We start from the raw sequence: 25,392 nt of genomic DNA on the forward strand, positions 1-25,392 counted from the left end.
CATGGGCGGGGACACTCGCTAAGGATGGCGGGCGATCACCGGCTGATGCCCTCCGGGCCATGTTGCCCGTCCCGCCGCCGTCCCGCAAGCGCGCGCCAACTATCGCCCGCGGCGCGCTGGGACCAGGACCGGATAGCCAAGAATCAGAAGATCGTCATGATGCAGTTTTCTGCAAATAACTGGCGGAGAGGGAGGGATTCGAACCCTCGGTACCCTCACGGGCACGCCGCATTTCGAGTGCGGTGCATTCGACCACTCTGCCACCTCTCCGCAGAAGGATCAGCGTTGCCGATCCGGTCGAGGGGCGGCCATTAGCGAATGAAATCGCGCTTGCCAAGCGGCCAAACGGGTATTTTTCTTGTGTCGGCGCAAGAGCCTCCTAAATTGGTCATATGAGAGACACGATTCAGATTTTCGGCGCCGGGATGACTGCTCCGCCGATCGCCCATGCCCGCTTCAACATCGGCGACGTGGTCAAACATCGCATGTTCGGGTTCCGCGGCGTCGTGTTCGATATCGACCCGGTCTTCGCCAACAGCGAGGAATGGTATGAAGCCATCCCGGAACATGCCCGCCCCGACAAGCAGCAGCCCTTCTACCATCTGCTCGCGGAAAATGGCGATTCCACTTATGTGGCCTATGTCAGCCAGCAGAATCTGGTCGTCGATGACAGCGACGAACCGGTCGATCATCCTGCCATCGCGGGCATGTTCGGCGCCTATGCGAACGGCAAATATCGGCTCCGCCCGCTCCATCGACATTGAGCGCGGCCTGTCGCGCTCGCGCGCGTCGGTTACGCGCCGGAGCGTCGGCGCGCTGCTGCTGACCGCCTGCGCATGGGTTGTCGCCGCCGCCGCGCCGCCCAATGCCGACCCGGTCTTTCCCTTCTCGCGAGAAATCGAAACCTTCGCCAGGGCCAATGCCGCCGGCCCACCGGTCCGCGACGCCACGCTGTTCCTGGGCAGTTCGAGCATCCGGCTGTGGGACATTGCCAGCAGTTTCCACGACATCGGCACGGTCAACCGCGGTTTCGGCGGCGCGACCACGGCGCATGTGCTGCATTATTACAAGCGCCTGCTGCCGTCCCTGCCCCCGCGCTCCATCGTCGTCTATGTGGGCGAGAATGACCTGGCGGCCGGGGCCACGCCCGAAACGGTCACCCGCGACATCCTCACCCTGCTGCGGCGGCTGCGCATCGATTATCCGCGCGCGCCCATCGCCTTCCTCTCGCTCAAGCCCAGCCCCATCCGCTGGACGCTATGGCCCCGGATGGCGGCGGTGAACCAGGCCGTGGCCGCCCGCGCCCGCGCCGACCGGTTCGATTATGTCGATGTCGGCTCCAGCCTGCTCGCGACCGACGGCCTGCCCGACGCAACGCTGTTCCGGCCGGACGGGCTGCACTTGAACGCGCGCGGCTATCAGCGCTGGACGCAACTGGTCCATGGCTGGATCGATCGCGCCGCGCAGGAGCAGGCGCCAGAAAGCGCATACTGAACCACTTTCCGATTGATCCACGGCCAAGCAACATTATTACCAACCGCATGACACAAGCGCCAAGCCAGGGGGACCAGAGGTGACAAGCCAAGCTCAAGCAGGAGGAGCGCAGGCCAGCGCCATGGCCGAACTGACGCTGCGCGGCGTGATCCTGGGCGGTCTGATCACGCTCGTCTTCACGGCGGCGAACGTCTATCTGGGCCTCAAGATCGGCCTGACCTTCGCGACGTCGATCCCCGCGGCGGTCATCTCCATGGCGGTGCTGCGGCTGTTCGCGACCGGCACGATCCTGGAAAACAACATCGTCCAGACCATCGCATCGGCCGCCGGCACCCTGTCGGCCATCATCTTCGTGCTGCCCGGCCTTGTCATCATCGGCTGGTGGCAGGGCTTTCCCTATTGGCTGAGCGCGTTCACCATTGCGACCGGCGGCATATTGGGCGTCATGTATTCGGTGCCGCTGCGCCGCGCGCTCGTCACCGGATCGGACCTCCCCTATCCCGAAGGCGTCGCCGCGGCCGAAGTGCTCAAGGTCGGTGCCGGTTCGCGCGAAGGGCTGGAAGAAAATAAGCGCGGCCTCGCCGCCATCGTCGCCAGCGCCGTCGCCGCCGCCGCCTTCTCGATCACCGCCAAGACCAAGATCATCGCGGAGGAAGCCGCGACCTTCTTCAAGTTCGGCGCGGGCGCGACCTCCATGTCGACCAGCTTCTCCATGGCGCTGATCGGCGTCGGCCATCTGGTCGGCCTGTCGGTGGGCGTCGCCATGTTCATCGGCCTGCTGATCAGCTGGACCGGCCTCGTCCCCTATCTCACCGCCCCGCTGCCTGCGGGCGCGGAACTGTCCGACGTGGTCGGCACCGCCTTCCGCATGAAGGCGCGCTTCATCGGCGCAGGCACGATCGGCGTCGCCGCGATCTGGACCCTGCTCAAGATCCTTGGCCCTATCGTCAGCGGCATCCGCTCCGCTCTGGCCGCCAACGCCACGCGCCGGGCGGGCGACGCCGCCAGCCTCGACATCACCGAGCGCGACCTGCCCATCTCCATCGTCGGCGGCACCATCCTGGCCGCCCTGCTGCCGATCGGCGTGCTGCTCTGGATCTTCGCGCAGGGCGGGCCGATCGCCGCCAATCCGGTGCCGGTGATCGGGCTGACCTTGGCCTATGTGCTGGTGGCGGGCATCGTCATCGCGTCGGTCTGCGGCTATATGGCGGGCCTCATCGGCGCGTCGAACAGCCCGATTTCGGGCGTCGGCATCCTCGCCGTGCTGGGCGCGTCGCTGCTGCTCGCCGCCATCTACGGGTCGGGCGGCGACCCGTCGCAGACCCAGGCGCTGATCGCCTATGCCCTCTTCACCACGGCGATCGTGTTCGGCATCGCCACCATTTCCAACGATAATCTCCAGGATCTCAAGACCGGCCAGCTGGTCGGCGCGACGCCGTGGAAGCAGCAGCTCGCGCTGGTGCTTGGCGTCATCTTCGGCGCGCTCGTCATCCCGCCGGTGCTGGACCTGCTCAACAGCGCCTTCGGCTTTGCCGGCGCGCCGGGCGCGGGCCAGAATGCGCTGCCCGCCCCGCAGGCCGCGCTGATCTCCGCCCTGGCCAAGGGCGTGCTGGGCGGCGACCTCGACTGGGGCCTGATCGGCATCGGCGCGGGCATCGGCGCGGTCGTCATCCTGATCGACGAATTGCTGGGCAAGGCCGGCAAGCTGCGCCTGCCGCCGCTGGCGGTGGGCATGGGTATCTACCTGCCGATGGCGCTGACGCTGCTGATCCCGGTCGGCGCGGTCATCGGCCATGTCTACAACCGCTGGGCGCTGCGCCAGAGCAATCCGGAGTTCGCCGAGCGCATGGGCGTGCTGATGGCGACCGGCTTCATCGTCGGCGAAAGCCTGTTCGGCGTCGCCTTCGCCGGCATCGTCGCTGGGACGGACAGCGACGCGCCGCTGGCGCTGGTGGGCGAAAATCACTGGGCGGTGCCGCTCGCCATACTGATCTTCGCAGGCGTCATCGCGGGCCTCTATGCGCGGCTCAAGCGCTGGGCCTCAGCGCCGCTGGGGTAAGACCTGGCTTCGCACATTTCCCGCAGATTATGACATGATGGTGCGCCGGGCTGATCCAATCGGGCAGTCCGGCGCAACATGCATGGGCGTCTGGGCGGGCCTGTTGCATGAAGGGCAGGGTGCAGGACAAGGAATCGCGGGGTTCTGGAAAGACCATTTTTGGTCATTGATCAATGTTCGTCGTCACGCCCAAACCAGACTCTTATCCACCAAATACCAGCGGCAACAGGTAGCGCTCCTGCCGCCAAATAAAGTGGATAAAACATCGCAGCCAGTGCAGCGGTGGAATTTTCAGTTAGATCGGTGGTCCGAAGGAAATCGTGATACGGATACAATAAAATTATAGCAGCAGTGGAAAATAGCCAACGCATCCAGACATCAGGAGAGCGGCGCGCAAGCCATAGAAGCCCAAATTGGGATGCTCCTACCACGGGCGCAAACATAAATAGCGCAGGTATTCCAATGAACCACTGAGCAATCGTTTCAAGGATAGAGTATTCGTATCCGGATCTATCAACTGTATCCGGACCACGCGTAAAGAGCATAATCAAAATAGGAAATGCGCAAGCCGCAGCATTAATTTTCATTGGGAGGTCGAGACTTCGCCACCAACCAATGATCCGAGCTAACATATTTGCCATGCGGCCATGATGCAAGAATGTTTGAATTTTGCAATGTCCGCTTGTCGGGCGACATGCCTCATGAGCCGTCCGTCCGCTAACCACCCCGTTCCGTCATTCCCGCGCCCCGAAGGGTGGCCGCAGGCCAATGCGGGAACCCATCTCCTGACCTTACCGCAAGCACAACGCTGGGAGATGGATCGCCGCTTCGCCGGGGTGACGGAGGAGAATGGGCGAGGGTTCTCCCCTATCCGCTGTTCCGCAGCGCCGTGGCGATCGCGTTGATCGACAGTTCGATGCCTTCCTTGACACGCGCGTCGTCCTCGCCGGCGCGATGGCGTTTCAGCAGTTCGACCTGGAGCAGGTTGAGCGGCTCGATATAGGGCAGGCGCAGCCGGATCGAGGTGTCGAGCGCCGGGCTTTTCTCCAGCAGCCGCGACTGGCCGGTAGCGTCCAGCAGGCCGTCATGGGTTTGCGCCCAACCATCGCGGATGCGGCCGAAAATCGCCTCGCCCCTGGCCTGGTCCTCGACCAGCGGCAGATAGCGCGCGGCGATGCCCAGGTCGGACTTGGCCAGTACCATTTCCAGATTTGCGAGCGCGGACTTGAGGAAGGACCAGTGCTGCGCCATGTCAGCCAGCAATGCCTTGTCCTCGAACGCCGACAGCGCATGGCCCACGCCATACCAGCCCGGCAGCATGACTCGCGCCTGCGCCCAGCTGAATACCCAGGGGATGGCGCGCAGATCCTCGATCGCATTGCTCTTGGTCCGGCTCGCCGGGCGCGATCCGATCTTGAGCCCGGAAATCTCCTGGATCGGGGTCAGCTGGCGGAAGAATTCCTTGAACCCCTCGGTGCCGTAGACGAGGTCGCGATAGGCGGCGAAGGCGTTTTTCGACAATTCGTCCATCGCTGCGCTGAAACGGGCGGCGTCACGGTCCGAAATCCCTTCCGGCTCCAGGCTGGCGAGCAGCGTCGCGCTCGTCATCGCCTCCAAATTGGTCATGGCGACATCGCGCGATCCGAACTTGGCGGCGATCATCTCGCCCTGTTCGGTGATGCGGATGCGGCCCTGCACGCTGCCGCGCGGCTGCGCCTGGATCGCGGCGAAGGCCGATCCGCCTCCGCGCCCCACCGCGCCGCCCCGGCCGTGGAACAGCTGCATCGCCGCGCCCGCCTCTGCGAACACCGGCTCCAGCGCCTGGCTCGCCTTGTAGAGGCTCCAGGTGGAGGTGATGTAGCCGCCATCCTTGTTGCTGTCCGAATAGCCGATCATCACTTCCTGATGGCCGCGCCCGTGCACCACCCCGGCAATTTCGGGCAGGCCGAAATAGGCGGACATGATCTTGGGCGCGGCCTCCAGGTCGGCGATGGTCTCGAACAGCGGGATCGCCATGATCGCGGCCTGCGGCGCGGCGCCGCCCACGCCGGCGCGCCAGAGGCCCGCTTCCTTGAGCAGGATGTTGACCTCCAGCAGGTCCGACACGCTTTCGGCCTTGGAGATGATATAATGGGTGATGCAGGACGGGCCATAGGTGCGGTGCGCCTGCGCGGCGGCATGGACGATCGCCAGTTCCGACGCGGTTTCCTCCGAATAGTCGGAAAAGGGCGCTCCCAGCGGCCGGTTGGTCGCCAGCTCCTTCCGCAGCAGGGCGATACGGGCATATTCGTCGAGCGCGAGATAGTCCGCCTCGACCCCCGCGATCCTGAGCAGTTCGGCGACGACGCGTTCATGCACGGCGCTGTTCTGGCGCATGTCGAGCGTGGCGAGATGGAAGCCGAACGTCTCGACCGCGCGGATCAGCCGGCCCAGCGCCCCGCCGCTCGCCAGCGCGCCGTCGCCTTCGCTCGCCAGCCCCTGCGCCACGGTGACGAGGTCGCGCCGCAACTCCTGCGGCGCGGCATAGGCCGCGCCCTTGAGGCTGGACGGCCGGGCCGGTTGCGCGCCGGTCAGCTGGACGCAGGTGGCGGCCAGGCGGGCGTAGATGCCGGAAATGGCGCGGCGATAGGGTTCGTCCTTGCGGCTGGGCGATGCGTCGCCGCTCGCCTCGGCCAGGTCCAGCACCGCCTGCGGCACATGGGCGAGTTCGGTCGAAAGCGAGAGTTCCGCGCCGAGCGCGTGCAGCGCGTCGAGATAATAGGCGATCGCCGCCTGGGCGCCCCGCTTGAGCGCGAATTCCAGCTGCGGCGCCTGGACGAAGGGATTGCCGTCGCGGTCGCCGCCGATCCACGATCCCACCCGCAGGAAGCTTTGCAGCCGCGCGCCCAGCACCCGTTCCCAGCGGGCATAGAGAGCGGGCAGCACAGGCAGGAAGGTGTCGCGGAAATAGGCGAGCACATTCTCGATTTCGTCCGCGACGAACAGCTTTTCGCGGCGCAGCGGGCGCGTCTGCCACAGCAGCGCGATCTGGCGGAAGATCGCCTCGTCCAGATTTTCGCCATCGTCCGTCTCGGTGCGCCCGGCGTCCTTGAGCTGCATCAGGTCGGCGACACGGTTCTTGTGGTCGATCATGCTCTTGCGCCGCACCTCGGTCGGGTGGGCGGTCAGGACGGGCACGATCAGGCTGTGCGCGAGCAGGTCGAGCACCGCATCGCGGTCGACGCCATGCGATTCGAGCCGCGCGATCGCGGAAGCGACGTCCGCCCCCGGCTCTGCCGCCACGCCCTGCCGGTCCTCGGCCAGGTTGGCGAGCATCGAAAAGAGCATGAAGCCACGGGTGAAGGCCAGCGTATCGTCCAGGCTCAGCGCGTCCAGCCCGGTGTCGGTCAGGTCCGCGCCCTGCAACCCCCGCGCCCGGTCGACCGAAGCGGAGCGGATATATTCGGTCTGCTTGTACAGCTTCTCCCCGCCATAGGCGCGAATGACGTCGCCCAGCAGACGCCCCAGATAGCGGATGTCGGGATTCTGCGTGATCGCAGGGGCTGCGGAAGGGGGTGCCAGAGTCGCCATAGGAGATTGATGCTGCATCGCAACAAGGTGGGCGTCAAGCAAATCCCGCCTTGAGTAGCCAAGCAAAACCCATGCAATTGCGATATTGCAAAGGTTTGCATAAATACATTGCCGCGACCGCGCTTCGATGACAACGGGCTTGCGCCCTGCCCTGCCTATGGGCAAGACGCTGCCGTGACCGCCAGCATCAGCATAGGAACCGACAGCCACGGCAAGGACGTGCTGGTCGATGTCGAGGAATTGCTCGCCACCCGCCTGCTCGTCCAGGGCAATAGCGGGTCGGGCAAGTCGCATCTGCTGCGCCGCCTGCTGGAAGAAAGTGCCGCCATGGTGCAGCAGGTGGTGATCGATCCCGAAGGCGACTTCGTGACCCTGGCCGACGAATATGGTCATGTGGTGATCGACGCGGGCGACTATAATGAGCGCGAAATCGTCAAGATGGCGGCGCGCATCCGCGAACATCGCGCCTCGGTGGTGCTGAGCCTCGATTCCCTCGAACTCGAAGCACAGATGAAATGCGCCGCGACCTTCCTGTCGACCCTGTTCGATGCCCCGCGCGACCATTGGTATCCGGCTCTGGTGGTGGTGGACGAGGCGCAGATGTTCGCCCCGGTCGCCGCCGGCGACGTGTCGGACGAGGCGCGGCGGCTGTCTCTCGCCGCCATGACCAACCTGATGTGCCGGGGCCGCAAGCGCGGCCTCGCCGGCGTGATCGCGACCCAGCGCCTCGCCAAGCTCGCGAAGAATGTCGCGGCCGAAGCCTCCAACTTCCTGATGGGCCGCACCTTCCTCGACATCGACATGGCGCGCGCGGCCGACCTGCTGGGCATGGAGCGGCGGCAGGCGGAGCAGATCCGCGATCTGGAACGTGGCCGTTTCCTGGGCCTTGGCCCGGCGATCGCGCGACGGCCGGTCGCGGTCAAGATCGGCGTGGTGAAAACCGGGACGCGCGGCGGCACGCACAAGCTGATGCCGCCGCCGGTGACGACCGGAGAGGATTTTCAGGAACTGCTGTTCGCCAGGGTCGAGGAGGATGCTCTGCCCCCGCCCCCGCCACGCGCCGATCCGCCGCCGCGCGCCGCCGAGGACATCATGCGCCAGCTGGCCGACGCCCCATCGGCCAAGCCCGCCGCGCCCGAGCTCGACTTTGGCGAGAATGAACCGATCGTGATCGCCGTGCTGGAGGATATCGTCGCCGATCTGGGCGATGCCGCGCCCGGCGTGGCGGCGCTCTACCAGGACTTCGGCGTGCGCTGCCGGATGAAGGGGCTGAAGCGGTCCCCGCTCGACCTGCCCGCCTTCCGCAAGCGGTTCGCCATGGCGCAGGCGGGCATGGCGAATGCCGACGATCCCCGCTGGCAGGACGCGATCAGGGCGGCGGAGCCGGTGCCGGAGGACATGCTCGCCCCCTTCCTGCTGATCGCCCGCGCGGCGCTGGACGGCCAGCCCTGCCCCGACGACGGCGCGCTCGCCCGCGCCTATGGCACCAGCTCGCCGGGGCGGGTGCGCCGGCTGATCGACTATATGGAGAAACTGGGCGTCATCGTCGCGCGCACGGATTTTTCGGGCAAGCGATCGATCGGCGTGCCGGGCCTTGGCCTTTCCACGGCGGCGGCGGACGGATGAGCAGGCCCGCCATTCTCTTCGTCTGCCTCGGCAATATCTGCCGCTCGCCGCTGGCCGAAGCCGCGTTGCGGGCGGAGGCGGAGAAAGCCGGGCTGGACATGATCGTCGATTCGGCGGGGACGGGCGACTGGCATGTCGGCAGCCCGCCCGACGCTCGCGCGCAGGCGGTGGCGCTGGCGCGCGGCATCGACATTTCCCATTATCGTGGACGACAGGTGAGCGCGGAGGATTTCCGCCGCTTCACCCATGTCTTCGCGCTCGACACCGACAATCTGCGCAACCTCCGCCGCATCCGTCCGTCGGACGGCACGGCCAGCCTGCAATTGCTCATGGACCTTGTACCCGGACGCGCGGGAAGCGGCGTCACCGATCCCTATTATGGCGACGAGGCCGGGTTCGAGATCACCTGGGACGATGTGACGCGCGCGGCGGCGGCGCTTGTGGCGCGACTGGAGCGCGGGACGGCCTAATTCACGATGTGAACCCCACAGCCTCCTTTTGGGATGATGGTTGACCAAATGCGCCATATCCGTCAGACTGGCCTGACCAGATCAGGAGAGGACGGCCATGCGGAACGGGCAGACGCGGTGGAAGAGGAGCAGCGCGCCGATCGGGATCGCGCTGTTGGCGATAGTCGCGGACCTGTCCATGTCGGTGTCGGCTTTCGCCCATGACGCCTCGCGAGTCGTGGCCTCGCCCCGCCGCACCTATAATCTCAACCCCGGCTGGCTGAGCAGCACCGGCGACCCTGCCGGGGCGCAGCAGCCCGGCTTCGACGACAGCGGCTGGCGCCCCGTGACCCTGCCCCATGCCTTCAACGAGACGGAGGCCTTCGCCCGCGACATCAAGCAATTGTCGACCGGCATCACCTGGTATCGCAAGCGCGTCACCCTCCCCCGCACCGCACCCCATGGCAAGGCGCTGCTGGAGTTCGAGGGGGTGCGTCAGGCGGCGGAAGTCTGGGTCAACGGCCGGTCGGTCGCCCTGTCCGAAAATGGCGTCATGGCCTTCGGCGCGGACATCACGGCGGCACTGCGGCCGGGCGAGAATCTGATCGCCGTGCGGATCGACAATGACTGGAAATATAAGGAGCGCGCCAGCGGCAGCGGCTTCCAGTGGAACAACGATAATTTCAACGTCAACTATGGCGGCATCACCAAGAATGTCCGGCTGCACCTGACCGGCCTGGTCTATCAGACGCTGCCGCTCTTCTCCGGTCTCGGCACGACCGGCCAATATGTCTGGGCCGACGCCTTCGACCTGAAGGCGCGCCGCGCCACCATCCATGCCGAAACCCAGGTCCGCAACGAAGGCGACCGCGCCCGCCGCCTGACCTTGCGGGTGGAGATACGCGACCCGTCCGGCAGGCGCGTCGCCCGCTATGACGGCGCATCGACATCGGTCGCGCCCGGAGAGACGGCGATGCTGTCCGCCGCGCGGCCGATCGGGGACCTGCATTATTGGAGCTGGGGCTATGGCTATCTCTACACCGTGACCACCAGCCTGGTCGAAGGCGGCAGGATCATCGACAGCGTCGATACAAGCACCGGCTTTCGCCAGACCCGGTTCGGCGACGGCATGGTCGAACTCAATGGCCGGGCGATCCAGGTCCATGGCTATGCCCAGCGCACGTCCAACGAGTGGCCGGCGGTGGGCGTCTCCATCCCGCCCTGGATCAGCGATTTCTCCAATGCGCTGATGGTCGAGAGCGGCGGCAATCTGGTGCGCTGGATGCATGTCACGCCATCGAAACAGGACATCGAGTCCGCCGATCGCGTCGGGCTGATGCAGGCGATGCCGGCGGGCGACGCCGAGAGCGACACCAGCGGACGACGCTGGGAACAACGCAAGGAGGTGATGCGGGATGCGATCATCTACAACCGCAACAACCCGTCCATCCTCTTCTATGAAGGCGGCAATGAGAGCATCAGCGAGGCTCATATGGCCGAGCTGAAGGCGATCCGCGACCGCTATGATCCGCATGGCGGCCGCGCGATCGGATCGCGCGAGATGCTGGACAGCAGGCTCGCCGAATATGGCGGGGAGATGCTCTACATCAACAGGAGCGCCTGCCATCCGATGTGGGCGATGGAATATTCGCGTGATGAAGGCGCCCGCCTCTATCAGGACGAATTTACCCCGCCCTTTCACAAGGATGCGCCCGACTATAACCGCAACCAGGACAGCCATGCGATCGAGGATGTGCGGCGCTGGAGCGACTATTATCGGGCGCGGCCCGGCACCGGGACGCGGGTCAGCTCGGGCGGCGTCAACATCATCTTCAGCGACAGCAACACCCATTTCCGCGGCGACAATAATTATCGCCGCTCGGGCGAGGTCGATGCGGTCCGCATCCCCAAGCAGGGCTTTTTCGCGCACAGGGTGATGTGGAGCGACTGGGTCGACAGCGTCACCCCCGCCACCCACATCATCGGCCACTGGAACTATGCGCCCGGCACGCGCAAGGCGGTGACGGTCGTATCCAATGGCGAGACGGTCGAACTGTTCCTGAACGGCCGGTCGCTGGGCAAGGGCGAGCGGAGCGACAGCTTCCTTTTCCGCTGGCAGCATGTCGATTTCGCAACCGGAACGCTGCGCGCCGTGGCGACCCACAAGGACGGCCGCACATCGGAATACAGGCTTGAAACCACCGGCCCGGCGATGGCCCTCCGGCTGACGCCCCGCGTTTCGCCGCGCGGTTTCGTGATGGACGGGGCCGACATCGCACTGGTGGACGTCGAGGCGGTCGATGCCGGGGGCCGGCGCGTGCCGGTCGACAATCGGACATTGCATTTCACGCTGGACGGCCCCGCCCAGTGGCGCGGCGGCATCGCGCAGGGCGATTCCACCGGCAGGCGGCGTGCCGGCGAAACCACCGGTGAAGCCGTCGTGACGAAGCCCCATGGCGCCGACGGCACGACCAGCTACGCCGGCACCGCGCGCGACGAGGATAATCATATCCTGTCGCAGACCCTGCCGCTGGAGGGCGGGATAACCCGCGTGCTGCTGCGCGCGGGTACCCGTGCCGGAACGGTCGGCCTGAGCGTCACGGCCGAAGGACTGCCGTCGGCGCGCCTTTCGATCGCTGGCAGGGCGGCGGCGCCGGCGACCGGCGGCCTGTCGGCGGATTTTCCGGAGGATCATCAGCCCGGATCGCTGGTGCGTGGCCCGACGCCGGAGACGCCGAGCTTCCAGCAACATCGAACCACCCATATGCCCCAGGGCGTCAGCGCCGGATCGGGCCAGGGCGAGGCGGGGCGCACGCTGGACGACAATGAACTGACCCGCTGGTCGAGCGACGGTCAGCCCGGCAACGCCTGGATCGACTATCGCTTCGCCGCGCCGGTCGAGTTGAACGCCATCGACCTGAAGCTGGTCGGATGGCGTTCCCGCGCCTATCCGCTGGAGATCAGCATCGACGGCAGGACGGTCTGGCGGGGCACGACGGACCGGTCGCTCGGTTATGTGACGCTGGATTTCCCCGCGACGACCGGCACGGCCCTGCGCATCCGCCAGACCGGCGCGGTGGCGGACAAGGATGCATTCGGCAAGGTCATCGAACTGAACAATGCCAGGGCGGCCGGCGACACCGGGGCCGAGGCCGTGCCGCCCGGCTGGCATCTGGGCATCGTCGAAGCGGAGTTCCACGGCCCCGTGCGTTGACCCCATTTTGGTAAGGCCCTATCCTTCATGCGGTAATGCCAGAGGAATGACGATGACCGCGCGGGGACAGGAACGACTTTACCAGGATCTGGCGCGCGCGCTGCTCGAGGATCTGGCCGCCGGACGCTATCCGGTGGGGGCGCGGCTGCCGGCCGAGCGCGAACTGGCGCAGCAGCATGGCGTCAGCCGCCCCACGGTGCGGGAGGCGATCATCGCGCTGGAGGTGCAGGGGCTGGTCGAGGTGCGGATCGGGTCGGGCGCCTATGTGGTGCGCCTGCCCGGCAAGGAGGATGTCCCCGGCTTCAACATCAGCGCGATCGAACTGACCGAGGCGCGCCTGTTGTTCGAGGGCGAAGCGGCGGCGCTGGCCGCAACCCAGGTAACGGACGGAGAACTGGTCGAGATCGAGGCGCTGGTCGCCCAGATCGCCCGCGAGAATCTGGACCCGGCTGGATCGGTCCAGGCGGATCGCGCCTTTCACCTCGCGATCGCGCGGGCGACACGCAACCAGGCGGTCTATGAGGCGATCGAGCAGCTCTGGCGGTTGCGCGACACGTCGCCCGAAGCCGCACTGCTGCACCAGAAGGCACGGACCGCCAATATCAAGCCGGTGGTCGACGAGCATAGCGCCGTGCTGCAAGGGTTGAAGGACCACGATCCAGCCGCCGCCCGCATGGCGATGCGCGCACATCTGTCGGCCGTGCTCGACAGCCTGCTCTTCGCCACCGAGGAAAAGGCGGTCGATGATGCGCGGCGCGCGATCCAGGCGAAGCGGGACCGCACGGCCCGCGCCACCGCCTGAATCAAAGCGTCACGCCGCGTTTCCAGATGGCGATGTCGCGTTCGCCATTGGCTTCGTTGCGCGCCGGCTCGCCCGAGGCAATGGCGCAGATATGGGCCATCAGCGCATCGGCCGCGGCATCCAGCCCCTCGTCCAGCACTTGTCCGGCGTCGAAATCGATCCAGCCGGGCTTGCGCGCGGCAAGGTCATGGTTGGTGGCGAGCTTGAGCGTGGGCACCGGACTGCCGAGCGGCGTACCCCGGCCGGTCGAAAAGAGGGTGATCGTCGCCCCCGCCGCCGCCAGCGCGGTGGTTGACACCGCATCATTGCCCGGCGCCTCCAGCAGCGTCAGACCCGGCCGGCGCAGCCGCTCGCCATAGGCCAGCACGTCGGTCAGCGTCGCATGGCCGCCCTTCTGCACCGCCCCCAGCGACTTTTCCTCCAGCGTCGTGATGCCGCCCGCGACATTGCCGGGGCTGGGATTCTCGGAAATCGGCTCGCCATGATCGATGAAATAGCGCTTGAAGCGGTTGACCAGCGCGACGAGGTCATCGAACACCGCGCGATCCGACGCACGCTGCATCAGCAGCCGCTCGGCGCCGAAGATTTCGGGAATCTCGGTCAGGATCGCCTGCCCGCCCGCCGCCGTCACCATGTCCGCGATCCGGCCGATCAGCGGGTTGGCGGTCAGGCCCGACAGCCCGTCCGACCCCCCGCATTTGAGGCCGACGCGCATCGCGCTGAGATCGACCTCTTCGCGCCGGTCGCGGGCGGCAATCGCGACCAGTTGCTCGATCGCCTCGGCCGCCGATTCATATTCGTCCGCGCTCATCTGCGCGCCGACGGTGCGGATGCGGTCGCGCCGCTCCTCCGGCACGCGCTCCAGCAACGCGGCCAGCTGGTTCTCCTCGCAGCCCAGCCCCATCAGCAGCACACCCCCGGCATTGGGGCTGCTCGCCAGCGCCGCCAGCAGCCGGGCCGTGCCGTCCAGATCGTCGCCCAGTTGCGAACAGCCGAGCGGGTGCGGGAAGGCGACGACATCATCGACCAACCCTGCATGGGCCTTGGCCGCGCGCTGCGCCACGCGCTCGGCAGTACGGGCGACGCAGCCGACGGTCGGGATCACCCAGATTTCGTTGCGCGTGCCGACCGATCCGTCGGCGCGTCGATAGCCCCGGAAGCGCCAGTCCCCCGGCTGGCGCTGGTCTCGCGCCCCGATCGGCGCATAATCATAAGGCTCCTCGGCCTTCAGATTGGTGACGAGGTTGTGGCTGTGGACATGATGGCCCGGCGCAATATCCTGCTTGGCGGTGCCGATCGGCCAGCCATAGCGGTTGACCGGCTCGCCCGCCGCGATCGGCCGCAGCGCAACCTTGTGCCCTCGCCCGATCGGTTCCTCGATGTGCAGCGCCGCACCGCCGACCTCCACCCTCTCGCCGGCCTCCAGCGCGCGCAAGGCGACTGCCACCTGATCCTCGGGGGCGATCTGCACGGCGTCGGGGAGAGCCGACCTTGTCATCGAAAGCGTGTCCATGACCGCCGGATAGCATTTGTGCCATCGGTGGCACAAGCAATTCCCTCTACGCACGCGGGCGCTTGCGGCCGGGCCGGCAGGGTCAAGATGATCGGCGCGGTGAACTCGATCCGCTCGCCGGCAGTTCGGCCGGGGCGCGGGGCAGCGCGCCAACACGCCAACACGCCGCGCGGGACGAGGCCGATCGCTTAACGCCGCGCGAAACTTATTTGCAGGAGGAGGGCGCCCCGCATCGCGGTCGACGCCCTCGTTCATTCGCCGGCGTGGTGGCTGACCGGACCGCCAAGGCGGTGATAATGATCCGACTGAAGAATGATGGTGCGGTCGAGAAGACTCGAACTTCCACGGCCTTTCGGCCACAACGACCTCAACGTTGCGCGTCTACCAATTCCGCCACGACCGCACATCAACAGGGAAACCGGCGGCGCCGGTGCCTTGGTAGGAGGCGGCCCTTAGCAAAGGCTTTTGCCCCATGCAACCACCGATCTGCATCCGCGTTATGTTTGTCGAGAAAGGCGATGGTCCCAACCCCGGAGCGGAGGCAAGAGGAGCAGGACGATGCGATTGTGGATGCTGTCGACGGCGACGATGACCGCCGCTGCGGCGATGGGCCTGGCGCTGGGCGGCTACGCCATCAGTCCCCAGCGCTCACCGCTGGAAAGCATGGACGATCCCTACGTCCAGGTCGATGCCCCTGCGCCGGTCGCGGCATCCGCCGACACCGGTCCGGTTGCGATCCATTGCACCGGCTGCGGCCCGACACTCGCCGACCGGCGCTTTGCCGCCGACATGGCCGGGCTGGACAGCGACGGCATGATCTCGGGCAGCGACGATCCGGTGGTGCAGGATTATCTGGCCGAGGAACCGACTCCGGTTGTGGAAGTGGCGCAGCCCTCGACCGCGCATCAACTGCACCCCCGCATCATCCGGTTTGCCGACGGCGCGTCGGCGGCGCGGCCGATGCCGGTGCAGGTGGTCCCGACGCAGGAAGGGGCCGATCCCGCCGACGGGGAGACGATGCTCCCGGTCGCCGCGACCGACCCCCGATAGTCTTGCCGGCAGGGCTTATTCCGCCGCGACGACCTCCGCCTGCGCATCGCTCAGCGGCTGGGCGAGGCGGTTGATCATCTCCTTCGGGCAGACCTGCCAGAAATAGCGCCGCCACCGGTCCCAGTCGTCCAGGATGGTGTTCGACCATTTGCTGTCGGTCGCCACCGCATGTTCTGCAATCAGCGACTTGAGCTGCGCTTCCCAATGGGCGCTTTCCAGCCGCTGCCAGACGATGCTTTCCGGGTTGGCGCGAGTCGGGAAGCTGCCGTCCTCGTCCAGGATGAAGGCCATGCCGCCGGTCATGCCCGCGCCGAAATTGGCGCCGGTCCTGCCCAGAATCACAGCAGTGCCCCCGGTCATATATTCGCAGCCATTGGCGCCGCAGCCCTCGACCACCACCTGCGCGCCCGAATTGCGGACCGCGAAGCGTTCACCGGCCTGACCGGCGGCGTACAGCTTGCCGCTGGTCGCACCGTAGAGGACGGTGTTGCCCAGGATGGTGTTGTCCTTCGACGACAGCGGGCTGGAAACGGTCGTGCGTACCGAAATGATGCCGCCCGACAGCCCCTTGCCGACATAGTCGTTGGCGTCGCCGAACACTTCCAGCTTGATGCCCTTGCAGAGGAAGGCGCCCAGTGACTGCCCCGCACTCCCGCGCAGACGGACGGTCAGATGCCCGTCGGCCAGCGTCGACATGCCGAACTTCTCGGTCACGGCGGCGGACAGGCGCGTGCCCACGGCGCGATGCGTGTTGCGCACCGTGTAGGTCAGCTGCATCTTCTCGCCGCGCTCGAACACGGCGCGCGCGTCCTTCATCATCTGCGCGTCCAGGCTTTCGGGTACCGGGTTCCGACCCTCCAGGCTGAAACGGCGCTGATCGTCCGGCGCGTCCACCTTGGCCAGGATCGGGTTGAGGTCGAGATCGTCCAGATGCTCGGCGCCGCGATTGACCTGCTTGAGCAGTTCGGTCCGCCCGATCACCTCGTCCAGGCTGCGGAAGCCCAGGCGCGCCAGCACCTCGCGCACTTCCTCGGCGATGAAGGTCATGAGGTTGATGACCTTCTCCGGCGTGCCGGTGAACTTCGCTCGCAGCTTTTCATCCTGCACGCAGACGCCGACCGGACAGGTGTTGCTGTGGCACTGGCGCACCATGATGCAGCCCATGGCGACCAGCGACAATGTGCCGATGCCGAACTCCTCGGCGCCCAGGATCGCCGCGATCACGATATCGCGACCGGTCTTGAGGCCGCCGTCGGTGCGCAGCTTCACGCGATGGCGCAGACCGTTGAGCGTCAGCACCTGGTTCGCTTCCGACAGGCCCATTTCCCATGGCGTACCGGCATATTTGATCGAGGTCTGCGGGCTAGCGCCGGTGCCGCCGACATGGCCGGCGATCAGGATGACGTCGGCATGGGCCTTCGCCACGCCCGCCGCGACCGTGCCGATGCCGGCCTGGCTGACCAGCTTGACGCAGACCCGCGCGCGCGGATTGATCATCTTGCAGTCGTAGATGAGCTGCGCCAGATCCTCGATCGAATAGATGTCGTGATGCGGCGGCGGCGAGATCAGCGTCACGCCGGGCGTCGAGTGACGCAGGCGGGCGATGAACTCCGTCACCTTGAAGCCGGGCAGCTGGCCCCCCTCGCCGGGCTTGGCGCCCTGCGCGACCTTGATCTCGATCTCTTCGGCCGACCCCAGATATTCGGCATGGACGCCGAAGCGGCCCGACGCGATCTGCTTGATGACGCTGTTCGCGTTGTCGCCATTCTCATAGGGCTTGAAGCGCGCGGCATCCTCGCCGCCCTCGCCCGACACCGCCTTGGCGCCGATGCGGTTCATGGCGATCGCCAGCGTCTCATGCGCCTCCGGCGAGAGCGCGCCCAGCGACATGCCGGGCGTCACGAAGCGCTTGCGGATTTCCGTGGTCGCCTCGACCTCGTCGATCGGCACCGCCTCGCGGGCGAAGTTGAACTCCAGCAGGTCGCGCAGATAGACCGGCGGCAGGTCGCGCACCCCGCGCGAAAATTGCAGATAGGTCGAATAGCTGTCGGTCGCCACCGCGGTCTGGAGCAGGTGCATGAGCTGCGCCGAATAGGCGTGGCTTTCGCCCCCGTTGCGCTGGCGATAGAAGCCGCCGACCGGCAGCCGCACCGCCGCCGCGTCGAACGCCGCCTCGTGGCGCAGCATGGCGCTGTAATGAAGCGAGGCATAGCCTTCGCCCGAAATCTTCGCCGGCATACCGGGGAAGAGATCGTTGACCAGCGCGCGCGACAGGCCGACCGCCTCGAAATTATAGCCGCCACGATAGGAGCTGATGACCGCGATGCCCATCTTGGACATGATCTTCAGCAGGCCTTCGTTGATGGCGACGCGATAACGCTCGATGCAGGCGTCGAAGCCGAGGTCGCCGAACAGGCCGCGCGCATGGCGGTCGGCGATGCTCGCTTCGGCCAGATAGGCGTTCACCGTCGTGGCGCCGACGCCGATCAGCACCGCGAAATAATGGGTGTCCAGCGCTTCTGCGCAGCGCACGTTGATCGACGCATAGCTGCGCAGCCCCTTGCGCACCAGATGAGTGTGGACGGCAGCCGCCGCCAGCACGCCCTGGATGGCGACGCGGTCGGCGCCCACGCCCTCGTCGGTCAGGAATATCTCGGTCCGCCCCTCGCGCACGGCCTGCTCGGCCTCCTCGCGGATGCGGGCGATGGCGGCGCGCAGCTGCTCCTGCCCGCCGGTCGCGGGGAAGGTGCAGTCGATCTCGGCCACGGCAGGGCCGAAATAGGCCTTGAGCCGCGCCCATTCGGCACTCGTCACCACCGGCGATTCCAGCACCAGCACATGGCTGTTCTGCGCGCCTTCCTCCAATATGTTGTGGAGGTTGGAGAAGCGCGTCTTCAGGCTCATGACATGCCGTTCGCGCAGGGAATCGATCGGCGGGTTGGTGACCTGGCTGAAATTCTGCCGGAAGAAATGGCTGATGGTGCGCGGCTTGTCGGAAATGACGGCCAGCGGCGTATCGTCGCCCATCGACCCGACGGCTTCCTTGGCATCCTCGACCATGGGGCTGAGGATCAGTTCCATGTCCTCCAGGGTCATGTTGGCCGCGACCTGCCGGCGCGTCAGTTCCGCCTTGTCCCAGGCCGGCAGCGCGCTCGGCGCGTCGGCCAGGTCATCGACGGTCAGGAAGTCCTTGATGAGTTCGCCATAGGGGCGCTCGCCCGCGATCTGGTCCTTGATCGCGCGGTCGTCATACAGTTCGCCTTCCGCCAGATCGATCGCGATCATCTGGCCCGGCCCCATGCGTCCTTTCTTGACGATGGTGGTTTCGGGCACGACCACCATGCCGGTTTCCGAACCCACGATCAGCAGATTGTCGCCGGTCAGCGTATAGCGCAGCGGGCGCAGCGCATTGCGGTCGACGCCTGCCACGACCCAGCGGCCGTCGGTCATCGCCAGCGCGGCCGGGCCGTCCCAAGGCTCCATGACGCTCGCCAGATATTCATACATGTCGGCGTGCGCCTTGGGCAGTTCGGCACTGTCGGACTGCCACGCCTCGGGCACCAGCATCAGCTTGGCGGTCGGCGCGTCCCGGCCGGAGCGGCAGATCGCCTCGAACACGGCGTCGAGCGCGGCGGTGTCCGACGCGCCGGCCGGGATCACGGGCTTGATGTCCTCCGACTGCTCGCCGAAGGCAAGGCTGGCCATCTTGATCTCGTGGCTCTTCATCCAGTTCTTGTTGCCGCGGATCGTGTTGATCTCGCCATTATGGGCGAGCGTGCGGAACGGCTGGGCCAGCCACCATTGCGGGAAGGTGTTGGTCGAATAACGCTGGTGGAAAATGGCGACGCGGCTCTCGAACCGCTCGTCCTGAAGGTCCGGGTAGAAGACCGACAGCGATTCAGCGAGGAACAGCCCCTTGTAGATGATCGAGCGGCAGGACAGCGAGCAGACGTAGAAATCGTTGATCTGCGCGGCGATCACCTTCTTCTCGATGCGCCGGCGGATCAGGTAGAGATCCTTCTCGAACTCGGCCATGTCGCGTTCTTCCGGCATCGGGCCGGCGATCATGATCTGCTCGATCTCGGGGCGGGTGCGCTGCGCCTTCTCGCCGATGACCGACACGTCGACGGGCACCTGGCGCCAGCCGTAGATGGTGTACCCCGCGTCGATGATCTCCGCCTCGACGATGGTGCGGCAGGTTTCCTGCGCGCTAAGGTCGGTGCGCGGCAGGAAGATCATGCCGACGGCCAGCCGGTTGGGCAGCGGCTTGTGGCCGCTGTCGGCGATGCAGTCATCGAAGAAGCGCACCGGCAGGTCGACATGGATGCCCGCGCCGTCGCCGGTCTTGCCGTCCGCATCGACCGCGCCACGGTGCCACACGGCCTTCAGCGCGTCGATCGCACTGGCGACCACGCGGCGGCTCGCCCGGCCATCGGTCGCGGCGACCAGGCCGACGCCACAGGCGTCGCCTTCCAGATCGGGGTGATACATGCCCTCGGCAGCGATCCGCGCGCGCTCTTCGGGGCTGGCCATGAAATTGGTGTCGGTCATGATGACTTACCCTTGCCTATGGCCGCCCGCTTCTTCGGTACGGCCTCTGTCAGTCCATTGGTTCCGGCATTGCCGGCGTCTTTTTCAGTTGGCCTTGCCTGCGTCCGCCCCGAGCAATGCGGTCAGACGGTCACGTTCGGCCTTGGTCAGGTCTTTATAGCTGCGCGGCTTCTGCAGCTTGGCCAGTTCAGCTTCGGACGATTTCATAATCTCCGGCATCGCTCGCAGCATGTCGGGCATGATCTTCTGCATCCGACCGAGATAATGCGGATCGGTGGCCAACTGCATGAAGCCCGCGCCAAACTTGGCACCGATGGGCGTTTTCAGGAAGGCCGCGATCTGGTCCAGTTCGGCCGCATTGTAGCGATAGGCGAACGCCTCCGCCATGCCTTCCCGCATTTCCGGTTCGTACCGTCCCATGAAGCGGCCCATAGCCGGCATCATGGTGTTGACGATCACATCCATCCGCTTGCGGAAACTGGGATCGATGATTGCCATCATCTCCTCCATCGTGCCTTCGCCAAGGCTGTCCGCCTTGTCCGGGTCCATGCCTCCGACTTTGAGGAACTCGCGGATCGGCATCTTGGTCATGCCGTCCATCATCGGAGCCATCATCTTCTGCATCATCGGCCCCATCATCCGTTCCATCGTGCCATCGGGCAGGATGACGGAGGCGATCGGCTGCGCCTTCGCCAGCAATTCCGGATCGACGGACTGTACGTCGGCCCCCTGCGCGGGAGCGGGCTGAACCTGCGCAGCTAGTGGAGCCGACAGCAAAAGCAGCGGCAAGGAGAGGAAAGCGAGGCGCATCACGCCGGCACCTTCTCGCCTGCCTTGGCCTTCGCCTTCAGATAGCGGTGCATATGCTCGGTCACGTCGCGGCCATCACGGATCGCCCAGACGACCAGCGATGCGCCGCGCACGATGTCGCCCGCCGCGAACACGCCATCGACGCTCGTCATCATCGTCTTGTGATCGACGCGCAGCGTGCCCCAGCGCGTGACCGACAGGTCTTCGCTGCCGAACAGCCTGGGCAGTTCCTCCGGGTCATAGCCCAGCGCCTTGATGACCAGGTCCGCGTCCAGCACATGCTCGCTGCCCGGATCGGGTTCGGGCGCGCGGCGGCCCGATGCGTCGGGCTGGCCGAGGCGCATCTTCGTCACCTTGACGCCAGTGACATGCTCGGTGCCCTCGAACGCGATCGGCGCGGTCAGCCAGACGAACTCGACACCTTCCTCCTCGGCATTGGCGACCTCGCGCTGCGATCCGGGCATATTGTCGCGGTCGCGGCGATAGAGGCACTTCACCGATGCCGCGCCCTGGCGGATCGCGGTGCGGACGCAGTCCATCGCCGTGTCGCCGCCGCCGATGACGACGACATTCTTGCCCGTCGCCAGCAGCGTGCCATCCTCATGTTCGGGCACGGCGTCGCCGAAGCCCGCGCGGTTGGAGGCGGTCAGATAGTCGAGCGCCTTGACCACGCCCGGCGCGCCGACGCCCGGCGCGCGAATGTCGCGCGGCTTGTAGACGCCGGTGGCGATCAGGACCGCGTCATGCTTCTCGCGCAGCTGCTCCAGCGTCGCGTCGCGGCCGACCTCGAAGCTCTCATGAAAGACGATGCCGCCGTCCTTCAGTCGCTGGATGCGGCGCATGACCACGTCCTTCTCCAGCTTGAAGCCCGGAATGCCATAGGTCAGCAGGCCACCCGCGCGATCGTGCCGGTCGTAGACATGGACCGCATAGCCCGCAACGCGCAGATATTCGGCGGTCGTGAGGCCGGCCGGCCCCGCGCCGATGATACCGACCGACTGGCCGGTGGGCTTGCCGGGGACGAGCGGTTCGACCCAGCCTTCCTTCCAGGCGGTGTCGGTGATGTATTTTTCGACGCTGCCGATGGTGACGGCGCCATGGCCGGAAAATTCGATGACGCAATTGCCTTCGCACAGGCGATCCTGCGGGCAGATGCGGCCGCAGATTTCGGGCATGGTGCTGGTCAGGTTCGACAGCTCATAGGCCTCGCGCAGCCGCCCCTCTGCCGTCAGACGCAGCCAGTCCGGGATATGATTGTGCAGCGGGCAATGAGTCGAGCAATAGGGCACGCCGCATTGCGAACAGCGCGACGCCTGCTCCTCAGCCTTGTCGAGGATGAAGCTGCGGCTGATTTCCAGAAAATCGTCGGCGCGGTCGTCGGCAGCGCGCTTTTCCGGATAGGCTTGGCCCAAGCCCACGAATTTCAGCATCGGATTGTCAGCCATGGCACGTCCCTGAATCTGTTTCAGCAGCGCGCATAGCAGAAAAACCCGCAGAGTCACGCGGATTTTGCCATTTACGTCAGTATATATTACCTATTTTACGGGCTTTTCTCGCGGCTGCGGCAAAATCCTGTAATAATCTTTCAAATATTAGTTCCGATCCGGCCCTACCTCATCCACAGCCAGATCAGCGCGCCGATGCCCGCAATGATTCGATACCAGGCGAAGGGCGCAAAGCCCTGGCGCGACACCAGGCCGACAAACCATCTGATGACCAGCAGGGCGACGATGAAGGAGACGACGAAGCCCAGCGCGATACTGTCCCATCCCACCGTCGCGCTGGTGATCCGGTCGCCTTTCTTGAGCAGTTCCAGCGTGCTCGCGCCCAGCATCGTGGGGATCGCGAGGAAGAAGCTGAATTCCGCTGCCGTGCGCCGCTCGACGCCCAGGGTCAGCGCGCCCATGATCGTCGCGCCCGACCGGCTGACGCCGGGAATCATCGAAATGCACTGGATCAGGCCGATTCCGATCACGCGCAGCAGCGGGATGTCGGCGATGCCGTGGAATCGCTGCTCCTTCACCATCCGTTCGATGAGCAGGATCGCCACGCCCCCCACGATCAGCGCCCATGCGACCACCTGCGGCGCGCCGAGCAGGATCTCGATATAGTCGTGCAGCGCCAGGCCGATGATGGCGGACGGGATGAAGGCGATGACGAGATTGCGCAGGAAGCGCCAGCTCACCGGCTCGCGCCGCAACAGACCCATCGCGACCGCCCAGAAAGTCCGCCAGTAGAGCACCACCACCGCCAGGATCGCGCCCAGCTGGATGACGACGTTGAACATCGCCCAGGTGGACGCGTCATAGCCCAGCAGCTCGCTCGCCAGGATCAGGTGGCCGGTCGAGGACACGGGCAGGAATTCGGTCAACCCCTCCACGATGCCCAGCAGGATGACCGTCAGATAATGCATGTCCATGGGGGTGTGCGATCCTCGATGGGGCGAGAAATGGGGCCAGCCGCGCCAGACCCTCCCCCTGTACCGAGGAAGGGTCGAAAGGCGTCAACCGACGGGAGCCGCACCATGCCGCAGTGCAGCGAAAAGGCAAGGACGCGCCGGCACGGCCGGTCGCGACCGATGATCGGCCCGTCGAGCCGGACCGGACGGGTCGGCAGCAGGACGGGCCGGCGCGATCAGGCCTTGGCCCGGCCGGCGAAGCGGCCATGCTTGCGATAGCGGACCATCCACTTGTCGGCCACCGCGCCCAGCGGCGTGGGCGCCACGCCCAGCGCCTCCAGCCCCGGCGCGCCGGGCGCCGGCACATTGTCGCGGCCCAGCATTGCCAGCTGGTCGCGCGTGATCGGCCCGCCGGGCAGCATCGCCAGCAGCGACGCGAAGCCGCCGGGCACCTCGACCAGCGGCCGGTCGCGGCCGATCGCCTTGGCGATCCAGGCGTTGATCTCCTTCATGCTCATCACCTGCGGCCCGGCGACCTCATAGGTCTTGCCGCCATGGACGCCCGGCTGCTCGGCGGCATTGGCGATCGCCTGCGCCACGTCGGCCACATAGACGGGCTGGAACTTCGTCGCCGCGCCGATCACCGGCACCACCGGCGCCAGGCGGATGATGTCGGCGAAGCGGTTGAGGAACTGGTCTTCCGGCCCGAAGATGATCGAGGGGCGGATGATGGTCGCGGTCGGGAAGGCCGCCCGCACCGCTTCTTCGCCCGCCGCCTTCGACCGGCCATAGGCCGACGGACTGGCGGCGTCGGCGCCGATCGCGGAGACATGGACCAGCGCCTTGACCCCAGCCGCCGATGCGGCCCTGGCCACATTGGCCGCGCCCTGATGATGGAAGGCCTCGAAATCGCCGGCCAGGATGCCGACCAGGTTGATGACGACATCGCTGCCGGCAATGGCGCGGGCGACCGTCTCCGGCTTGCGGATGTCGGCCGCCACGAACTGGCTCTGGCCCAGATTGCCGAGCGACTTCACCTTGACCGCGCTCGCCAGGTCGCGCTGCGCGATCCGCACGCGCGCGCCCCGTGCCATCAGCGCCTGCGCGACCTGGCGGCCCAGAAAGCCGCCGCCGCCGAAGATCGTAACCAGACTGTCCTTCATCACGCGCGTCCCATATCTTTCGCTTCAGGGGAATGACTGCCCATCCCCTTGCAACAGCCGCCGCGCGCTGACAACCGCCCGGCGGCGCGAGCATGTCTTTTTACCCGATCCAGCCCCGAAGGTCAGCAATCATCCACAGGCCGAGCGCCAGGAACAGCAGCGCCGCGCCGATCTGGAGCGCCCGCATCGGCACCTTGCGCGCCAGCGCCTCGCCGAACAGCACCGCTGGGACATTGGCGATCATCATGCCCAGCGTCGTGCCCATGGTCACGGCGACCAGATCGTCGAACCGCGCGCCCAGCGCCACGGTCGCGACCTGGGTCTTGTCGCCCATCTCGACCAGGAAGAAGGCGACCAGCGTGGTCATGAACACGCCCGCCCCGGACGGCGCCTTCAGGGGCGCATCCTCGTCGATCACATCGGGGATCAGGGTCCAGGCCGCCATGGCGATGAAGGAGGCGGCGACCGCATAGCGGAACCAGCCCTGGTCCAGCACGCCCGCGATCGAATGGCCGACCAGCGCGGCAAGGAAATGATTGGCGAGCGTCGCGAACAATATGCCCAGGATGATCGGCACCGGCTTGCGAAAGCGGGTGGCGAGCAGCATGGCGAGCAGCTGGGTCTTGTCGCCCATTTCGGCGAGCGCGACGAGCGCGGAGGAGGTGAGCAGGGCTTCCATCGAGACGTTCCGGG

General features: G+C 66.3%; 17 protein-coding genes and 2 tRNA genes. 8 read left to right on the forward strand and 11 right to left on the reverse strand.

Going from position 1 to position 25,392, the window contains the following annotated elements:
• Window positions 1-180: 180 nt before the first annotated feature.
• Window positions 181-270, reverse strand: a tRNA-Ser gene (locus A7Q26_RS23015).
• 122 nt (window positions 271-392) lie between these two features.
• Here A7Q26_RS23015 and hspQ point away from each other — a divergent pair.
• From hspQ to A7Q26_RS23030, 3 genes are all read left to right on the forward strand, one after another.
• Complete coding sequence (hspQ, locus tag A7Q26_RS23020; protein ID WP_066865058.1) at window positions 393-764, forward strand: heat shock protein HspQ; 372 nt, start codon at window positions 393-395, stop codon at window positions 762-764.
• Window positions 721-1,494: a GDSL-type esterase/lipase family protein gene (locus A7Q26_RS23025; protein WP_066865061.1), complete on the forward strand. Its 774-nt coding sequence runs from the start codon at window positions 721-723 to the stop codon at window positions 1,492-1,494. The genes hspQ and A7Q26_RS23025 overlap by 44 nt, the downstream gene beginning before the upstream one ends.
• A gap of 121 nt (window positions 1,495-1,615) precedes the next feature.
• Window positions 1,616-3,553, forward strand: coding sequence for an OPT family oligopeptide transporter (locus A7Q26_RS23030; protein WP_066865064.1), 1,938 nt, complete (start codon window positions 1,616-1,618; stop codon window positions 3,551-3,553).
• 170 nt (window positions 3,554-3,723) lie between these two features.
• Here A7Q26_RS23030 and A7Q26_RS25455 read toward each other — a convergent pair whose 3' ends face one another.
• Together A7Q26_RS25455 and ppc are read right to left on the reverse strand one after the other, a co-directional pair.
• Entirely contained in the window at window positions 3,724-4,140 is a 417-nt protein-coding gene (locus A7Q26_RS25455; RefSeq protein ID WP_198163026.1) for a hypothetical protein, read from the reverse strand.
• A gap of 280 nt (window positions 4,141-4,420) precedes the next feature.
• Window positions 4,421-7,123, reverse strand: a complete 2,703-nt coding sequence (gene ppc, locus A7Q26_RS23035) for a phosphoenolpyruvate carboxylase (protein ID WP_066865067.1) — start codon at window positions 7,121-7,123, stop codon at window positions 4,421-4,423.
• 174 nt (window positions 7,124-7,297) lie between these two features.
• Between ppc and A7Q26_RS23040 the strand changes: the two genes are divergently transcribed.
• The 4 genes from A7Q26_RS23040 to A7Q26_RS23055 all read left to right on the forward strand — a co-directional run bounded on the left by A7Q26_RS23040 (window position 7,298) and on the right by A7Q26_RS23055 (window position 13,214).
• Entirely contained in the window at window positions 7,298-8,749 is a 1,452-nt protein-coding gene (locus A7Q26_RS23040; RefSeq protein WP_066865070.1) for an ATP-binding protein, read from the forward strand.
• Window positions 8,746-9,219: a low molecular weight protein-tyrosine-phosphatase gene (locus tag A7Q26_RS23045; protein WP_066865073.1), complete on the forward strand. Its 474-nt coding sequence runs from the start codon at window positions 8,746-8,748 to the stop codon at window positions 9,217-9,219. The genes A7Q26_RS23040 and A7Q26_RS23045 overlap by 4 nt, the downstream gene beginning before the upstream one ends.
• Before the next feature lie 97 nt (window positions 9,220-9,316).
• Complete coding sequence (locus A7Q26_RS23050; protein ID WP_066865075.1) at window positions 9,317-12,412, forward strand: sugar-binding domain-containing protein; 3,096 nt, start codon at window positions 9,317-9,319, stop codon at window positions 12,410-12,412.
• Between the two features lie 52 nt (window positions 12,413-12,464).
• Window positions 12,465-13,214, forward strand: coding sequence for a FadR/GntR family transcriptional regulator (locus A7Q26_RS23055; protein ID WP_232313897.1), 750 nt, complete (start codon window positions 12,465-12,467; stop codon window positions 13,212-13,214).
• Window position 13,215: 1 nt separating this feature from the next.
• Here A7Q26_RS23055 and A7Q26_RS23060 read toward each other — a convergent pair whose 3' ends face one another.
• Window positions 13,216-14,712, reverse strand: a complete 1,497-nt coding sequence (locus A7Q26_RS23060) for a UxaA family hydrolase (protein ID WP_198163027.1) — start codon at window positions 14,710-14,712, stop codon at window positions 13,216-13,218.
• A gap of 331 nt (window positions 14,713-15,043) precedes the next feature.
• Window positions 15,044-15,130 (reverse strand) — tRNA-Leu (locus tag A7Q26_RS23065).
• A 155-nt stretch (window positions 15,131-15,285) separates the two neighbouring features.
• Between A7Q26_RS23065 and A7Q26_RS23070 the strand changes: the two genes are divergently transcribed.
• Window positions 15,286-15,777: a hypothetical protein gene (locus A7Q26_RS23070; RefSeq protein ID WP_066865084.1), complete on the forward strand. Its 492-nt coding sequence runs from the start codon at window positions 15,286-15,288 to the stop codon at window positions 15,775-15,777.
• A 15-nt stretch (window positions 15,778-15,792) separates the two neighbouring features.
• Here the strand turns inward: A7Q26_RS23070 and gltB are convergent, their stop codons facing one another.
• The 6 genes from gltB to A7Q26_RS23100 all read right to left on the reverse strand — a co-directional run bounded on the left by gltB (window position 15,793) and on the right by A7Q26_RS23100 (window position 25,378).
• On the reverse strand, window positions 15,793-20,328 hold the full coding sequence (gene gltB / locus A7Q26_RS23075) for a glutamate synthase large subunit (protein WP_066865087.1): 4,536 nt from the start codon (window positions 20,326-20,328) through the stop codon (window positions 15,793-15,795).
• Between the two features lie 84 nt (window positions 20,329-20,412).
• Window positions 20,413-21,138 carry a DUF2059 domain-containing protein gene (locus A7Q26_RS23080; protein ID WP_066865090.1) on the reverse strand — a complete coding sequence of 242 codons (726 nt, stop codon included), beginning with the start codon at window positions 21,136-21,138 and terminating at the stop codon, window positions 20,413-20,415.
• The gene (locus A7Q26_RS23085; RefSeq protein ID WP_066865093.1) at window positions 21,138-22,583 is read right to left on the reverse strand and encodes an NAD(P)-dependent oxidoreductase; all 1,446 of its coding nucleotides are present in this window, start codon (window positions 22,581-22,583) and stop codon (window positions 21,138-21,140) included. The genes A7Q26_RS23080 and A7Q26_RS23085 overlap by 1 nt, the downstream gene beginning before the upstream one ends.
• A 164-nt stretch (window positions 22,584-22,747) precedes the next feature.
• A complete protein-coding gene (locus tag A7Q26_RS23090; protein WP_066865096.1) occupies window positions 22,748-23,557 on the reverse strand; it encodes an undecaprenyl-diphosphate phosphatase in 810 nt (269 codons plus the stop codon).
• A 215-nt stretch (window positions 23,558-23,772) separates the two neighbouring features.
• Complete coding sequence (locus A7Q26_RS23095; protein WP_066865099.1) at window positions 23,773-24,699, reverse strand: complex I NDUFA9 subunit family protein; 927 nt, start codon at window positions 24,697-24,699, stop codon at window positions 23,773-23,775.
• Between the two features lie 100 nt (window positions 24,700-24,799).
• Window positions 24,800-25,378 (reverse strand): TMEM165/GDT1 family protein, encoded by a 579-nt coding sequence (locus A7Q26_RS23100; protein ID WP_066865352.1) that lies wholly within the window; start codon window positions 25,376-25,378, stop codon window positions 24,800-24,802.
• Window positions 25,379-25,392 lie beyond the last annotated feature (14 nt).

Origin of the sequence: Sphingobium sp. TCM1, from assembly GCF_001650725.1 — a bacterium.
In the GTDB taxonomy this organism is placed as follows: domain Bacteria; phylum Pseudomonadota; class Alphaproteobacteria; order Sphingomonadales; family Sphingomonadaceae; genus Sphingobium.

Coding starts and splice junctions, on each gene's coding strand:
- hspQ (WP_066865058.1), top strand. CDS start 393: ATGAGAGACACGATTCAGATTTTCGGCGCCGGGATGACTGCTCCGCCG.
- A7Q26_RS23025 (WP_066865061.1), top strand. CDS start 721: ATGCGAACGGCAAATATCGGCTCCGCCCGCTCCATCGACATTGAGCGC.
- A7Q26_RS23030 (WP_066865064.1), top strand. CDS start 1,616: ATGGCCGAACTGACGCTGCGCGGCGTGATCCTGGGCGGTCTGATCACG.
- A7Q26_RS25455 (WP_198163026.1), bottom strand. CDS start 4,140: ATGAAAATTAATGCTGCGGCTTGCGCATTTCCTATTTTGATTATGCTC.
- ppc (WP_066865067.1), bottom strand. CDS start 7,123: ATGGCGACTCTGGCACCCCCTTCCGCAGCCCCTGCGATCACGCAGAAT.
- A7Q26_RS23045 (WP_066865073.1), top strand. CDS start 8,746: ATGAGCAGGCCCGCCATTCTCTTCGTCTGCCTCGGCAATATCTGCCGC.
- A7Q26_RS23050 (WP_066865075.1), top strand. CDS start 9,317: ATGCGGAACGGGCAGACGCGGTGGAAGAGGAGCAGCGCGCCGATCGGG.
- A7Q26_RS23055 (WP_232313897.1), top strand. CDS start 12,465: ATGACCGCGCGGGGACAGGAACGACTTTACCAGGATCTGGCGCGCGCG.
- A7Q26_RS23060 (WP_198163027.1), bottom strand. CDS start 14,712: ATGACAAGGTCGGCTCTCCCCGACGCCGTGCAGATCGCCCCCGAGGAT.
- A7Q26_RS23070 (WP_066865084.1), top strand. CDS start 15,286: ATGCGATTGTGGATGCTGTCGACGGCGACGATGACCGCCGCTGCGGCG.
- gltB (WP_066865087.1), bottom strand. CDS start 20,328: ATGACCGACACCAATTTCATGGCCAGCCCCGAAGAGCGCGCGCGGATC.
- A7Q26_RS23080 (WP_066865090.1), bottom strand. CDS start 21,138: ATGCGCCTCGCTTTCCTCTCCTTGCCGCTGCTTTTGCTGTCGGCTCCA.
- A7Q26_RS23085 (WP_066865093.1), bottom strand. CDS start 22,583: ATGGCTGACAATCCGATGCTGAAATTCGTGGGCTTGGGCCAAGCCTAT.
- A7Q26_RS23090 (WP_066865096.1), bottom strand. CDS start 23,557: ATGGACATGCATTATCTGACGGTCATCCTGCTGGGCATCGTGGAGGGG.
- A7Q26_RS23095 (WP_066865099.1), bottom strand. CDS start 24,699: ATGAAGGACAGTCTGGTTACGATCTTCGGCGGCGGCGGCTTTCTGGGC.
- A7Q26_RS23100 (WP_066865352.1), bottom strand. CDS start 25,378: ATGGAAGCCCTGCTCACCTCCTCCGCGCTCGTCGCGCTCGCCGAAATG.